The organism is Woronichinia naegeliana WA131, assembly GCA_025370055.1.
Lineage (GTDB): Bacteria > Cyanobacteriota > Cyanobacteriia > Cyanobacteriales > Microcystaceae > Woronichinia > Woronichinia naegeliana.
The window spans coordinates 847998-862864 of record CP073041.1; the positions used below are offsets into that span (position 1 = coordinate 847998).

The 14867-nt window shown below is 44.1% G+C and carries 13 protein-coding genes; 7 read left to right on the forward strand and 6 right to left on the reverse strand.

Going from position 1 to position 14867, the window contains the following annotated elements; translation table 11 throughout:
- From KA717_04495 to KA717_04510, 4 genes are all read left to right on the forward strand, one after another.
- Positions 1-294 (forward strand): circadian clock KaiB family protein, encoded by a 294-nt coding sequence (locus KA717_04495; GenBank protein ID UXE62121.1) that lies wholly within the window; start codon positions 1-3, stop codon positions 292-294.
- A gap of 184 nt (positions 295-478) precedes the next feature.
- On the forward strand, positions 479-1399 hold the full coding sequence (murQ, locus tag KA717_04500; protein UXE64549.1) for an N-acetylmuramic acid 6-phosphate etherase: 921 nt from the start codon (positions 479-481) through the stop codon (positions 1397-1399).
- A gap of 111 nt (positions 1400-1510) precedes the next feature.
- Positions 1511-3028 carry a site-2 protease family protein gene (locus KA717_04505; GenBank protein UXE62122.1) on the forward strand — a complete coding sequence of 506 codons (1518 nt, stop codon included), beginning with the start codon at positions 1511-1513 and terminating at the stop codon, positions 3026-3028.
- 40 nt (positions 3029-3068) lie between these two features.
- Positions 3069-4982: an ABC-F family ATP-binding cassette domain-containing protein gene (locus KA717_04510; protein ID UXE62123.1), complete on the forward strand. Its 1914-nt coding sequence runs from the start codon at positions 3069-3071 to the stop codon at positions 4980-4982.
- A gap of 43 nt (positions 4983-5025) precedes the next feature.
- On the opposite strand, the gene KA717_04515 is transcribed toward KA717_04510, so the two are convergent.
- The 4 genes from KA717_04515 to trpA form a co-directional block, all read right to left on the reverse strand.
- On the reverse strand, positions 5026-6444 hold the full coding sequence (locus tag KA717_04515; protein ID UXE62124.1) for an ATP-binding protein: 1419 nt from the start codon (positions 6442-6444) through the stop codon (positions 5026-5028).
- Between the two features lie 177 nt (positions 6445-6621).
- Positions 6622-7419: a protein phosphatase 2C domain-containing protein gene (locus KA717_04520; protein UXE62125.1), complete on the reverse strand. Its 798-nt coding sequence runs from the start codon at positions 7417-7419 to the stop codon at positions 6622-6624.
- 3 nt (positions 7420-7422) lie between these two features.
- Entirely contained in the window at positions 7423-8082 is a 660-nt protein-coding gene (locus tag KA717_04525; protein UXE62126.1) for a VWA domain-containing protein, read from the reverse strand.
- Positions 8083-8269: 187 nt separating this feature from the next.
- Entirely contained in the window at positions 8270-9064 is a 795-nt protein-coding gene (trpA, locus tag KA717_04530; GenBank protein UXE62127.1) for a tryptophan synthase subunit alpha, read from the reverse strand.
- A 143-nt stretch (positions 9065-9207) separates the two neighbouring features.
- Between trpA and KA717_04535 the strand changes: the two genes are divergently transcribed.
- From KA717_04535 to KA717_04545, 3 genes are all read left to right on the forward strand, one after another.
- On the forward strand, positions 9208-9930 hold the full coding sequence (locus tag KA717_04535; GenBank protein ID UXE62128.1) for a pyridoxine 5'-phosphate synthase: 723 nt from the start codon (positions 9208-9210) through the stop codon (positions 9928-9930).
- A gap of 93 nt (positions 9931-10023) precedes the next feature.
- Positions 10024-10353, forward strand: a complete 330-nt coding sequence (locus KA717_04540; GenBank protein UXE62129.1) for a DUF2488 family protein — start codon at positions 10024-10026, stop codon at positions 10351-10353.
- Between the two features lie 280 nt (positions 10354-10633).
- Positions 10634-10933 (forward strand): hypothetical protein, encoded by a 300-nt coding sequence (locus tag KA717_04545; GenBank protein ID UXE62130.1) that lies wholly within the window; start codon positions 10634-10636, stop codon positions 10931-10933.
- A gap of 86 nt (positions 10934-11019) precedes the next feature.
- On the opposite strand, the gene KA717_04550 is transcribed toward KA717_04545, so the two are convergent.
- Positions 11020-13293, reverse strand: a complete 2274-nt coding sequence (locus KA717_04550) for a polysaccharide biosynthesis tyrosine autokinase (protein UXE62131.1) — start codon at positions 13291-13293, stop codon at positions 11020-11022.
- Between the two features lie 73 nt (positions 13294-13366).
- The gene (locus tag KA717_04555; GenBank protein UXE62132.1) at positions 13367-14866 is read right to left on the reverse strand and encodes an SLBB domain-containing protein; all 1500 of its coding nucleotides are present in this window, start codon (positions 14864-14866) and stop codon (positions 13367-13369) included.
- Position 14867: the final 1 nt, after the last annotated feature.

The following is a 14867-nucleotide window of genomic DNA, read 5'->3' on the forward strand; positions in this document are numbered from 1 at the left end:
ATGAATAAATATTTGTTAAAACTTTATATTACTGGAAATTCTATTCGCTCTCAAAGAGCGATCGCCAATATCTGCCGTATTTGTCGCGAAGAACTCAAAGATCAATATACGGTAGAAATTATTGATGTTCTCGAAGAACCCCATCGAGCCGAACAGGAAAAAATTTTAGTGACCCCCACTTTAATTAAACAGTTACCTCCGCCTCTCCAACGGATTATTGGTGATATGTCGAATACCCAAAGGGTATTGTTCGGATTGGACATTTTACCCAGTGAATTGGAAGTGAATTCGTAACCCAATTCCGTACTTTTAACTGCGATTTTTAGGGCTAGTCTCCCATTCAACGTCTGATGAACAAAACTTGGCAGAACGTTTCCGTTTAGCGGATGAGGCTTTTCAGTAGATTTAAATACTAAGTACTCTTTTGGGGAGTGTTCCTCTCTCCTCTATGATAGAGAATGGTCTATTCCCTCTTGCTATGTTTATGAACGTCCTAGAACAACGGGGTCATCTCCTCACAGAACAGGTTAATCCCCAGAGTCAAAATCTTGACCAACTTTCCTGTCTAGAATTAGTGGAGCTTTTCAACCAAGAGGATGCTAAAACCCTAGCCGCGATCGCCGGTGCCAAAGAATCGTTAGCTAAGGCGATTGAGTTAACCAGTCAATGCCTAGGGACAGGGGGAAGATTGTTTTACATCGGGGCTGGAACCAGTGGACGTTTAGGAGTGTTAGATGCCGCCGAATGTCCTCCCACTTTTTGTACGCCACCTGACCTGGTGCAAGGGATTTTAGCTGGGGGAGCAGAGGCACTGATTAAGAGTTCAGAGGGTTTAGAGGATGTGGCCGCCGATGGTGCAACAGCGATCGCTGATTATGGTATTGGGCCAAATGATGTAATTGTGGGTATTACAGCCGGAGGAACGACTCCCTACGTTCAAGGAGCTTTAGCCGAGGCCAAGAAACAGGGAGCCATTACTATATTTATGGCTTGTGTACCGGTTGAACAGGTCAAGATTGCCGTCGATGTGGATATTCGTCTGCTAACCGGGCCAGAGATTTTAGCTGGCTCAACCCGACTCAAGGCGGGAACAGTGACGAAAATGGCTTTAAATATTATCTCGACCGGAACAATGGTACGACTGGGCAAGGTCTATGGCAATCGCATGATTGATGTGGCTGTTACTAACCGTAAACTGGAAGATCGAGCCTTAAGAATTTTAGAAGATTTAACCCAACTGAGTCGAGAAGATTGCGTTACACTCCTAGACAAAAGCGATCGCAGGGTCAAACTCGCTCTTTTAATGCACTGGACAGGATTGGAGGCAGAAGCCGGTCAAGCTTTATTAGCAAGTCATCATGGTAATTTACGGGCCGCATTGAAACAGGCTGAAGATTAGCGAAAACAAACCAATTTATCCCTCAGTAAATTGCCCTTTTGCCAAGGGTAAGCTAAGAAAAAACCTAAATCTACTTTTTAAATCTAATTTTATCTCTATAACTTTATCTCAATGTTTAATCTTTCTGAAACCACCGCGATCGCTTTGATTCTACTGATGGCTGGAGGCGTTTTAACTTGGGGTTATCAACGGTCTAAACCCTTTGGCAAATTAGGATTATTAGCCTGGTTCCAATCCGTTGTCCTCATGGCCCCTTGGTTAATTTTCTTTACCCTATTTGCTGCTGGGATTTATCTTAATTTAATCGGTGTGGTAATGCTGTTAGTTATTTCCGCCGGTATTTATATTTATCTGGGTAAACGACTACGAGCCGAGGGGCAGGATACCATGCTAAGGGAACGGGCAGCCCAAAGGCTCAAGGCCTTTGAGTCGGACAATACGGCTACCCCTTCAGAGGCAGAAACGACTAACTCGACTGACAATAGTGAAGCCAACAATCCTGATATTTTACCCATTCCTGAAGCGGATCTGGCTTTAATTAAAGGCATTTTTAGCATTGATACTTTTTTTGCCACTCAAACCATTTCCTACCAAGAAGGGGCGATTTTTCAGGGCAATTTGCGGGCGGATCCGGATGAGGCCTATCCCAAACTGAGTGAAAAATTAACGGCTGTTTTAAGTGAAAAATATCGGCTATTTTTGGTAGAAGGAACCGAAGGGCGGCCCGTGGTCATCATTCTTCCCCGCAGTAATGATCCCCAAACCATGACCCTGGCTCAGAAAAATCTGGCCCTAGTTCTGTTCATTGCTACCCTGGTCACTAGTTTGGAGGCGATCGCGGCTCTCTTGGGCTTTGATTTATTTAGTCAATGGCAACGTTATGGCGAAGCTTTACCCCTGGCAATGGGATTGTGGCTAATTTTAATTGCCCATGAAATCGGTCATCGTTGGGCCGCCAAAAACTATAACTTAAAATTAAGTTGGCCCTTTTTTCTTCCCACTTGGCAAATTGGTTCTTTCGGTTCTGTTACCCGTTTTGAATCCCTTTTACCCGATCGTTCTGCCCTCTTTGATATTGCCTTTGCGGGGCCAGCCCTAGGGGGAATAGTTTCCCTGTTCTTGCTATTTATCGGTTTAGTGCTTTCCCATCCGGGTAGTCTTTTTCAGGTTCCCAGCCAGTTTTTTCAAGGTTCTATTTTAGTTGGAGCGTTAGCGCGGGTTGTGCTAGGAGAAGAATTACAGAAAACGATTATTGATGTCCATCCTCTTACCGTTTTAGGTTGGTTAGGGTTAGTGATTAATGCCTTAAATTTAATGCCCGCCGGTCAACTAGATGGGGGACGAATTGTACAAGCCATTTACGGACGCAAAACAGCCCGCCGAACAACGGTTGCGACCCTTATTGTGTTGGGTTTAGTTTCTATCTTTAATCCGGCTAATCCCATTCCCTTATATTGGGCAGTTGTCATTCTCTTTTTGCAACGGGATTTAGAACGTCCCAGTTTAAATGAGTTAAGTGAACCCGATGATAATCGTGCTGGTTTAGCTCTTTTAGCTCTCTTTTTAATGTTAGTAACGATCATTCCCCTCAGTCCTGCTCTAGCGGGTCGTTTAGGGATTGGTAGTTAGTTAAAACCAGAATTTAGTTGCAAGCTTAAGGTAAACCCCTATGAGTCTGATTACGCTCCGATCGCTGAAAAAAGATTTTGGCATTAAAGAAGTGCTACGGGATGCGAGTTTTAGTCTAGAAGAAGGCGATCGCGTCGGTTTAATTGGAGTTAATGGATCGGGCAAGTCAACGCTGTTAAAAATGATTGCGGGTTTAGAACCCTTTGATAGTGGCGATCGCCAGGTGAATAGCAGCACTAAAATTATCTATCTACCTCAACAGCCAGAAATGGATGAAAACCATACCGTATTGGAACAGGTTTTTGTGGATAGCGGTGAAAAAATTCAAGTTGTGCGGGAATATGAAGCGGTTTCTGAGGCCCTTGAACAAGGGTTAGGAGATATCGAAAGTTTGACCCATCGAATGACAACTATCGCCGAAAAAATGGATCGTTTGGAGGCTTGGGGATTAGAAAATGATGCCAAAAGCATTCTCAGTCAACTGGGAATTGATCACCTGTCAGCCAAAATTGCTGAACTCTCTGGTGGCTACCGTAAACGGATTGCGATCGCCGCGGCCTTGCTATCAGAACCCGACGTTTTATTAATGGATGAACCGACCAATCATCTAGATGCCTTGTCAGTGGAATGGCTACAAACTTATCTCAAACGGTTTCGCGGAGCCTTATTACTAATTACCCACGATCGCTATTTTCTCGATCAAGTTACCAATCGTATTTTAGAAATTGATCAGGCCGAACTGTATGCATACACTGGTAATTACGCCTATTACCTAGAAAAGAAAGCCGAAGCCGAAGACTCTTTACAGAGCAGTCAGCGCAAACACGCTGGTGTTTTACGACGGGAATTAGAATGGTTAAAACGTGGGCCAAAAGCTCGTAGCACTAAACAAAAAGCCAGAATTGATCGCATTCGGGCCATGCAATCCCAGGAGTTTAAACAGGCCCAAGGGAAAGTCGAAATTTCCACCGCCGGACGACGCATTGGCAAAAAAGTGATTGAACTGACAGATATCTGTAAAGGATTTCAAGACAAAAATTTAATTGATCACTTTACCTATATTTTTAATCCTGAAGATCGTATTGGTATTGTCGGTAAAAATGGGGTCGGTAAATCCACTTTAATGAATTTAATTACGGGACGCTTAGAACCTGATAGTGGCACTGTTGAGATCGGCCCAACCATTCATTTTGGCTACTTTGATCAACATTCCGATGACTTAAATATTAATCCGAATCAGCGCGTCATTGATTATCTCAAGGAAGTGGCAGAGTTGGTCAAAACCGCAGACGGGCAAATTATTACTGCTTCCCAAATGCTAGAGAAATTTTTATTTCCGCCTAATCAGCAATACGCCCCCATTCATAAACTATCGGGAGGAGAAAGACGACGCTTGTTTTTATTACGCATTTTAATTGCGGCTCCCAATGTGTTAATTTTGGATGAACCGACCAATGATCTTGATGTACAAACCTTAGGGGTTTTAGAGGAATACCTCGAAGATTTTAACGGTTGTGTGATTATTGTCTCTCACGATCGCTACTTTTTAGATCGGACAGTAGATACTATTTTTGCCTTTGAAGAAGGCGGTAAATTACGTCAATACCCTGGCAATTATTCTGTCTATTTGGAGGTTAAAAAGTCGGAGTTAGAAGCTAACAAAATAAGCGAAGTTAAAACGAAAATTAAATCTGCGCCGGTTCCAGTCACCGTTAACCAGACCACTGAAGTGAAACCAAGAAAACTCAGCTTTAAAGAAAAAAAAGAATACGAAAGCCTCGAAACTAAAATTGCTGAATTAGAACAAGAAAAAAACAACATTGAACAACAACTTTATCAGAGTGTTCCCCAGAATTTTGACAGCTTACAACAACTGACTGTGCGTTTAGGAGAATTAACCCAAGAAGTTGATCAGGCGACGGAACGCTGGCTAGAACTGGCAGAAAGGCTTTAAAGAAAAAGATAGCTAAAAATTAAGGCTAGTAGGATAGCTTTAGCTATCGGGATGGAATTTCTGTATTTTGACAGATCGGCAGTAAAAGACGGAAAGTGCTGCCTCGTTCCACATGACTAGTGACAGAAACCGATCCCCCACAGCGTTTAACTAATTGCTGTACAATCGTCAAACCCAAACCCACACCGGCAATATCATGGGTAAGGGCATTACGACCTCGATAAAAACTGTTAAATAATTTAGGCAGGTCACTCATCTCAATGCCCATGCCGGTATCATTAACCGAGACTTCGATTTGTTGCCCTTTGAGGTTGGCTCGTACATAGACTTTACCCTGAGCCGGTGTGAACTTGAGGCTATTTTGCAGCAGATGTTGCAACATTTGGCGTAACCAATAGGTGGGACAAGCGACTAGAGGCAGGCCAGTGGGCACGGTATAACCCAAAGAGATTCCCTTTTCTTCGGCGATCGGTTGATAAGTACTGACGACACCAGGAATACAATCTTCAACCCGCACCGTAATATCTTTATCCTCAATGGGGTGATTGAGTTGAATCAACTCTTGCAGTCCCGTAATCATGGCATTTTGGCGGCTACATTCCCGTTTTAGTAAATCAAGATAACGTTGGCGTTGTTCTCGTTTATGCTGCATCGATTCGAGCAAACGTAGAGCCGTTTTCATATTGGTTAGGGGAATACTCAATTCCCTGGTCACATTCATGAGGAACTGATCATCGGCTTGGAACACTTCCTGACTGATGGTCTGGGCTGGAGCGGTACGATTAAACTGCTCGGTAGAGGTCACGGAATGTGTCTGGGAAATGGCTGGAGTCTGGGTTGATGATAGTAAATAATGTAATAGGGGGGTGAGGATTGAAGGGGAAATCTGATTCGGTAGGGCGAAAGATAATACGGAGTCGGTTATTAATTCTTCTGGCGTTTGATCGGTGATGGTAATAACTTGTTTAATTGCTTTCTGTATCGTTTCTATGGTTTGAGGCATAAAAGAGTAACAGATTTTGAGAGGTTGATCGGAAAAAATCTCTTGACCTTTGGGTGAACTGGAATCTTGAGCAAGAAGAAGCAAGCAGATCTGAGGAGATATGACCATTAAGAAATATTCCCGTTGCAGTTGAGTACTGGCTTCTAATTCAACAGTATTCCAACCGGCTAGCTGAGAGGAGGATTGCAGATTCAAAAATCGAGAATTATTGCCAATACCGCAAGCATAAATCTGGTGGGCCAATCCTGCCTGAAAATACTGCTTAACCGAACTTGACCATCCTAATATAGGGGGGAATTTTAACCAAAGGGTGGCGGCGATCGCTTGTTCACGCAGAAAATCCATCACACCGTTAACTAATCCTTCAAATCCATCGGCGGTAATCGATGAATGTAAGGACGGTTCTAAATCCTGAACTACTTGAAATAGGGATAATTCGGGACTAGCAGAAGGACTCATGAATAAAACTTAATATAGCGGTTTTCATAATGATGAGGTATCTTCCAAGCTCTGTAAAGCTTATACCATAAGCTTTATGTCATACCTCACTAAACTGCAAACTGCTATAGTAGTTGATAACTTTCTACAGCTTAAGCTTAGCAGTGAAATTACGGCCTCGGATCTACAGACTCAAACCTATTCTATGACAGATAGACAAAGCAATAGGGTTTTATCGTCCTGGGTACGATGATTGAGTCGCTCAGAATTCAGAAATTGTTCGAGATAGTTGGCTTCTGCTTCAGGATCGGGCGTTTCTTGTAAAAATGTTTCTAGGGGTTTAAAAAAGGGGGGAAAAGGTGACCAATCACTATATTTGATGGCAACTTTTTCGAGACCATCGGTGGCCGCACAGATAAACTCCAACGGTTTAGGGCAAATGCTGACCTGAAGAAAATCTAAGGCTGTTGCTGAGGTGACAAAGGTAGTTTCATTAATAAACTCTCCTTTATCTGGCCGGAAGAGCAGTTGATAGTCTTCACCCCTAGGGCGGACTAATAAAAAACCATCTCCAATCTGCATGGCGATCGCGCCCTCCTGGTTAGCAGCAAAGACCAAGAGGGTGGTTGCTAAAGCCGAAAGCGGACAATCAAGGAGTTGGGACTGCCGTTCTAAGGTACGTTGAATCCGTTGGATTAATTTGCTAAAAAAATGAGTTAATTGAGGCTCAGAAAGTTCTGACGGCGAGAAAGAAGCATGGCGTTGGCGAAAATCATGCCACTGTTGCAGGTAAGCCAAGGCACTCTTGACCGCAATTTCTGCGCCCACATGGGATAAAAAGGCACTGCCCGCGCCATCCGCCACCGCACCGATAATAATATTTCCCGAATCTAATAATTGATATTGGCTGTAATCTTGACAAGGGATTTGTTGCTCTTGATGACCACTGCCGATCACAGAACGAGCGATCGCTTTCCAGGGATAAATCTGTGCCATCTTTTAACTGGTAATTTGTCCCCAACCGACGGGGGGTAAGACAATGACTTCTCCCACTTTGCCACTAGAAACTCGCTTCATGGAGCTACTTAGCCAGATGAACAGCGATCGAAAATCTAAGCCATTCAGACGAACGGCTGGTCGAGATGGAGGAACCACATGATTGAGGGTATCCATATCGGCCCCTTCCACTCCCACTGCAAAAAAGAGTAATTTATTGTCCAACTCTGCCTCTCGTAACCGACGGGCCGCATTGCCCCAGGAATCGGTGGGCGCGCCATCGGTAATCATAAAAATCCAGGGGCGATAGTATTGAATACCGTTTTCACGATAGGTAGCCTTGCGTTTTTCCAGTAAATCTAGAGCGTATTCGATCGCCTCTCCCATCGGTGTCATGCCATCAGCAGTGAGTAAAGGCGGAATGAAATCATCAATGGTAATAAAGTCTTGAACTAACTTAACCGAGGCCCCAAATTGCACAATCGCAACTTCTACGCTAAGGGAAGCCTGGGTATCTCTGAACACTTCATCCTTAAAGGTTTTAAGTCCCTGGGTTAACTCCTGAATTGGCTGACCGCTCATCGAACGAGACGTATCTAATAACAAAATGACGGGACATCTATTCTCAGGATTTTCGACAAATTCAGGTAAGCCGACGGGCATTGATATCTCCTTCTTATTAGCTGCTAGGGCAAATTAGTGATGAGAACTTGGCTATTATAACCCACTTTAATTGGAGAAAACACCAGCATTTAATCATCCAGACAAGGGTTAGACGGCGCAAGAAGATGAACTAAACATTCAGTTTAGGGGATATTGCTATTTTTTGAGTGTTCAGTAAGTTAAAAAATTAACTAATTGCCAATTTTAGCTGACGGCAAAATTCCTCAATCTTGGCTAGTCCGGCTTCGGGACTGCCTTCCGCTAGGCGTTTAACAAAGGCACTGCCCACAATCACCGCATCAGCCCCCCATTGTTTTACCTGTCGTGCCTGTTCTGCTTCCGAAATACCAAAACCTACACCAATAGGTTTGTCGGTGACTTCCCGAATGCTGGTTAATAATGATTCGACCCGCGTTGCCACTTGATTTCGCATTCCCGTTACCCCAGTAACACTGACCAGATAGATAAATCCCTGGGACTGTTGGGCGATCGCTTGAATCCGTTCCATTGGACTAGTCGGGGCAATCAGTAGGGTGACATCAATCCCCATTTGGGCGGCGGGTTTGAGCAAAGAGTCTGCCTCCTCTAACGGTAAATCGGGAACCACTAGTCCCTTAACGCCTGCATCGGCAATCTCCTGCAAAAATAGGTCTATTCCGCGATAAAAAATGGGATTGTAATAGGTAAAAAGAATAATAGGGGCTTTAATCTCACCCTGGAGCGATCGCACGATTGCCAAGACATCTTCTAATCTTACACCCCGACCTAAAGCACGAGTGGCTGCTGCTTGAATGACTGGGCCATCGGCCAACGGATCAGAATAGGGAACCCCCAACTCGATCAGATCCGCCCCAGCCTGATCAAGCACACGCAAAGCTTGAGCGGTAGTAGCCAGATCGGGATCGCCTGCTGTAATAAAAGGAATGAGAGCACAGGCTCCCTGGGAACGTAGAGCTTGAAAACAATGGGCAACAGAAGTCATGGGCAAAAGATTGGGTTAGGATCGAGTGTAATCAACGACCGACCCCTCACATTCTGCCATAGTTACGCAAGACAACGATAGAATATTAACCTGAAAAATTTTGTCCCCTTCCATCATTATTGGCTACTAAGGAGAATCTGCCCTTGTTAAGTCTAGGCGTAAATATTGACCATGTTGCCACCCTCCGTCAGGCCCGTCGCACCGTAGAACCCGATCCGGTGGCTGCTGCTGTTCTAGCAGAATTAGGTGGAGCCGATGGCATTACCACTCATTTACGGGAAGACCGTCGCCATATTCAAGAACGCGATATTCGTCTATTGCGACAAACGGTTCGGACTCGACTCAATCTAGAAATGGCCGCCACCTCAGAAATGGTCGCGATCGCCCTTGATCTCAAACCCAACTATGTCACCCTTGTTCCTGAAAAACGCGAAGAAGTGACCACAGAAGGTGGCCTAGACGTAATCGGAAATCTGACTCGTTTGGCAGAAGTTGTTAATCAATTACAATCGGCCCAAATCCCTGTCAGCCTTTTTATTGACCCCGAACCCAACCAAATTACCGCCACCGCTAAAATTCAAGCCCAATTTATCGAACTCCATACCGGTAAGTATGCCGAAGCCTCCCAGGAAATTAGTCAAGCCCAGGAATTAAATGCTCTTAAACAGGGTTGTGAACAAGCTTTAAGTTTGGGACTACGGGTTAATGCTGGTCATGGACTAACCTATTGGAATGTTTATTCCGTTGCCTGTTTACCTGGGATGGAAGAATTAAATATTGGTCACACCATCATTAGCCGTGCTGTCCTGGTGGGGCTGGAACGGGCCGTTCGGGAAATGAAACTGGCCATGCGGGGGCAAGCCTAGCTCCGAAGCATGATAATTTTATAAAGGGGAAATCTTGAGCTGCATTAACAGCCTCTGTCCCAACACCGAATTAACTTTGAAAAAGCTGAATTTATGACCACTTATTACTACGTTCTCGCAAGTCAACAGTTTCTACTAGAAAAGGAACCCTTTGCAGAAGTTCTAAAAGAACGCACTAGAGATTATCAAGACAAAAATAAAGAAATTGATTTTTGGTTAGTCAAACAACCTGCCTTTCTAGAAGCGGCTGAAATGAAAGCAATTAAGTCCAAATGCCCGCCCCAAAATGTTGCGGTCATCTCAACCAACAAATCTTTTATTGTCTGGCTAAAGTTACGTCTAGAGTATGTGCTCACAGGAGAATTTGAAGCCCCCTCTGCTTCCATTCCTGATGCCTTAGCGTCTCTTGAAATGGCTGTATAGCCTCTTTACAGGTCTAGTAAAAACACCATGACCTGAAAATTTTGGGTTCTTAAGAGTCGAATATTGCTCGCATCATCAACCAATCTCTATTTCTCCGCTTCAAACAAGCAGGGAATTAGACTTATCTGAGATTAAATTGACTAAAATCTTCCGAATATCTTAAGAAAACCTAAAAATGACGGTCAATCCGTCGATAAATATCCGAAGCAGTGTTAACTTAAGGAGAAATGATGATTATACTTGTACCTTAAGCTAAAATCTTTGTATTTAGAGGATTTTTATGAGCGATCCCTATCTTCCTTTTGACGGCACTAGTGCGGAACTAGAGAGAGTAGCCATTGATCGTTATCGTCACCTTGTCAGTTTTTTGCCACCAGATTGCCTTCTTTTCCGCGAACCTTGGGGACGTTCAACCGTGCTCTGTCTGGACTTTAATCACTGTTCTTTCTGGCTACCAGCTATACAAATGAAATCCCAAACCCTATTGGAAGCGGCTGAGTACTTGGGGCTTGCCAATGCACTTATTTTTCGAGTAGGGAGAAAATTTATTGGCTTGAAAACGCGATCGCCGATTTCCTAGCATTTTCTAAAGCTTTATGACCTAAGTATAGGTATTGAACTACAAGCGAAAAAAAATCTTAAGCATCCAGATAAAACCATCTAAGCCTACCCAAAGCGGTAGTGATTATAATAATTGGAAGCTCCATAATCGTTGCGACTAATACTATTGGCAACGAGGCCGAGAATGGGAACCTGAGCCATTTTTAGATCATCAATGACATGGCGAAAGGCAGAACGATCCGTTTTACCTAACTTAAGAGTAAGGACTAAACCAGCCGTTGCCGCCCCTAAAATCCTAGCATCCGCAAAATTTAACATTGGCGGCGTATCGTAGATGATCAAGTCATAGGCATTGCTCTGTTCCCAGCTTTCCATCAATTCTTGCATTCGTCGAGACGTTAATAAACGAATTGGGTCAGGAGGAATATCGCCCGAAGTGAGAACAGAAAGATTATCCCATTGGGGAACACGCTGGATAGCCTCTTCTGGAGATAAACCCGTTGCAATGACATTACTCAGTCCTTGGGTATTGAGCAGTCCAAAGTACTGGTGAAGCCTGGGTCGTCGCAGATCCGCATCCACAAGCAAAATTTTTTGTCCCATGGCAGCCGCCGCCTGGGCTAAATGCAGACAGACAGTAGATTTGCCATCACTGGGGGTAGCAGAACTAATGACGAGAGAACGAATGGGGTGATCTGCCCCCAATAACCAAATACTGGTGTTGAGAGAACGAAACGCCTCTAAAAAACCAGAAGACCGATAACCGGAACGCAGAGATCGATTGGTAGCAGTTTTTTTCGGAGAGGGGGTAGTATTGTTGGTCATAGGAGAAAGATTAATGCCCACGACTTTCTCGACTATCTGTAAATCTTTCTGCCAGGGAATCATGCCTAAGATTGGCAATTGGGTATTTTCTTTAATTTCTTCAACGGAGTGGAAAACGGGGTCTAAACGTTCTAAGAGGAAGGCGGCGGCAATCCCTGATAAAAATCCAGCAATTAACCCTAAACTTAAGTTCCGAACTGGTTTGGGCCAAACAGGGTGATCGCCGATCGCCGTTTCTGAGATCAGTTGCCAGGGAACGGTTTGTTGAGCCGCATCAATTTGCAGTTTAGCTTGAGCCTCCAGAAAACGATTGAGGCTATCGGTCGCCACATTCATCTCCCTTTGCAAATCCATATATTGCCGCGCGATCGCTGGCATCATTTTTATTTGTTTTCCAACATCTTTAAGCTGTTTTTCGATCGCTTCTTTCTTCTGTTGTAAAACCTGAACCTGGTTATTGGCTTGAATATACTGTTGATTAAGACCTAGACGTAAAGTACTCGGAGAACTGAGGTCACTGTTCTTAAGCTTAGGATCAAACCGAGCCCCTAAAACGGATTGAGCTTCTTGACGCAATAAAGGCAGTAACCGATCCCGCTTGTCCTTGAGGGTTTTAATAACGGGGCTATCATCAGCGTAACGAGCAGACTCTTTAGCTATTTCTATTTCTACTTCTTGATATTGATTAAGCAGATTTTGATAACGGGGTGATTCACTTAAATAACTAGAGGCGATCGCATTATCAGGACTCAAGCCCAACTGACTCTTTAACAAGGTATTTAATGAAAGAGCTTCTCTCATTTGAACCTGAAGGTCAATATAAAGAGACTGAAGTTTAAACTCTAAATCGGATAATTCCTTCGCCCGTTGTTCTGGATCTAAAAGATTATACTGCTGTCGAAACCGTTGTAATTGTCCCTGACGCGCGTTCACCCGTTGTCGTAAGCGAGGAAGTTGATCATCAACAAATTTTATCCCCTGATTAATCTGAATCTTGCGCTCGTCTAAACTATATCTTAGATAAGCCTTTGCCAATTCATTCAGAACATATTCAATTTGGGAACGATCTGTACTCAGGTAGGCAACTTCTAGAATTTTGGTTTCCTTCAGTTGACTAATCGACAAGAGGGGACGCTGACCACCAGCAAGAGATTCGTAAGTGACATTAGGATACTGTTGTTGAATCCGCTCAATAATTGGATTCAAAATACTAGAACTTTGTAACACCGCTATCTGGGTCGCATAATCGACTTCCCTAACCCCTAATTCCTCCAAAATAGCTTGGTTGACTGTATTGTTTTGTTGAATAATGGGATCCCCCACCAAAAGCTGGAATTTTCCTTCATAGGTAGGTGTTTGTTGAAAAGTCCAAACCCCAACGGCAGCAGTGACACCAAAGGTCACAGCAATGACTAAACGCAGACGATGCTTGAGAATAAACCAAGCCTGACGGAGGTTAATTTCTTCAGTGGCAGCACTACTATTACGACTAATCTCGTAGGATATCCGTCCTACCTCATTGTCATGACTTTTGGTAGGAGCGATGGGGCTCATCGGACGTTCTTCCATTACTTTTCTCCGCATATTAGGTCATCAATGGTCAGGCTTTTTCAACATAGAATTCCCCTTATTTGAAGACGTTATACAAACTAAGAAAACCACCGCCGAGAATGGCTCCTAGGGGACTAAAGAATGTTCCCAATGTATCTGTCGTTGAGGCCAGTGAACTGGTATTTACCAGAATGACATCATTATTGCGTAAAGTTGGGTTATTTTCTGGATTAATATCCTCGCCAAAATCAGGTTTGATGGCCATTTTGGTGACAGTACCGTCAGGATTGAGTCGAATTAAATTGACATTACTATCATCCGCACGACGGGGATCAAAGCCACCACCAGCCATAATGCCTTGATTGAGGGTGCTATTGGGCGGCAACTCCACTGAGCCAGGTCTTCTGACTTCCCCAATGACATTGACTCGAATCGTTTTCGGCGCGAAGTTAGCTGTTGCCATCGTATCGAATTCTTGGGGGGTGACACTCTTAGATTGGGGGACGGTAATGGTATCTCCATTTTGCAGAATCACATCTTTATCTAAGTTTCCCTCATCTAGCAAATCCCAGAGATTGACAGCAATAATTTCTTCTTGACCATTGCGGTTTTGACGACGAACCTCCACATTACGGATATCGGCGATTGGTTTAATGCCACCGGCTTCTTGGATTGCCTGGGTTAGTCTCACTGGTTGCCGAATGCCTTGATTACGGCCAGAGGATTGACCTCCACCACCGAAAGAACCTACTTCTCCTAGGTTACTCGCTCTCGCACTTTGTGAAAGTTTATAGGAACCGGGTCGAAACACCTCACCGACCACTGCCACACTGATTTCATCATCAAAGCGGATCCCAAAATTAGCATCTACTAACTGTCGAACTTCTGTAGGATCGGTTTTAGTTTTGCTGGGTACAACAATGGTGTCGCCATCTCGAAGGGTAATGTTCTGACGGCTATCCCCCTTTTGCAACATTTCCCAAAGATTAATCCGAAAGAATTTTTCTCCATTGCTGGTATCACGGCGGACTTGTAACTGACTAATATCAGCAACTGGGGTCAATCCGTTGGCCTGCTGGATCAAATCTGTGACAGTGGGGAATTTCTGACCTTGATTAATGGGAATAATATAGGATCCAGGCGCATTGACCTCGCCAGCCATTGTAATGCTTAAAGGACGGGGTTGCAGCAGAATCAGGGTGATATCAGGACGTTTAATATACTTTTTATATTGTCCCCGTAGAGTATTGGTCAGTTCTGGAATCGTTTTTCCCTGCACTTTTACAGTGCCAATGAGGGGAAAACCCACTGTTCCATCGACGAGGACTTGAAATTCTCCCTTGAGATCATCGATTTGGTAAATGCTCATGCCTAGGCGATCGCCGGGGCCGAGGGTATATTCTGATTCCGAGGGTAGAATAGAAGGTGGTGGCGGCGAGGCTGGAGAGGTGGCCTTTACCTTAGATGAACTAGGGGCGATTTGAGCCAAGGTTGAACTAGGGGAAAATCCAAGAATAACGAACCAAGCAACGAGAAAAGTACTTGTTATGCGTTGAGTGGGTTTATAAAAATTCATC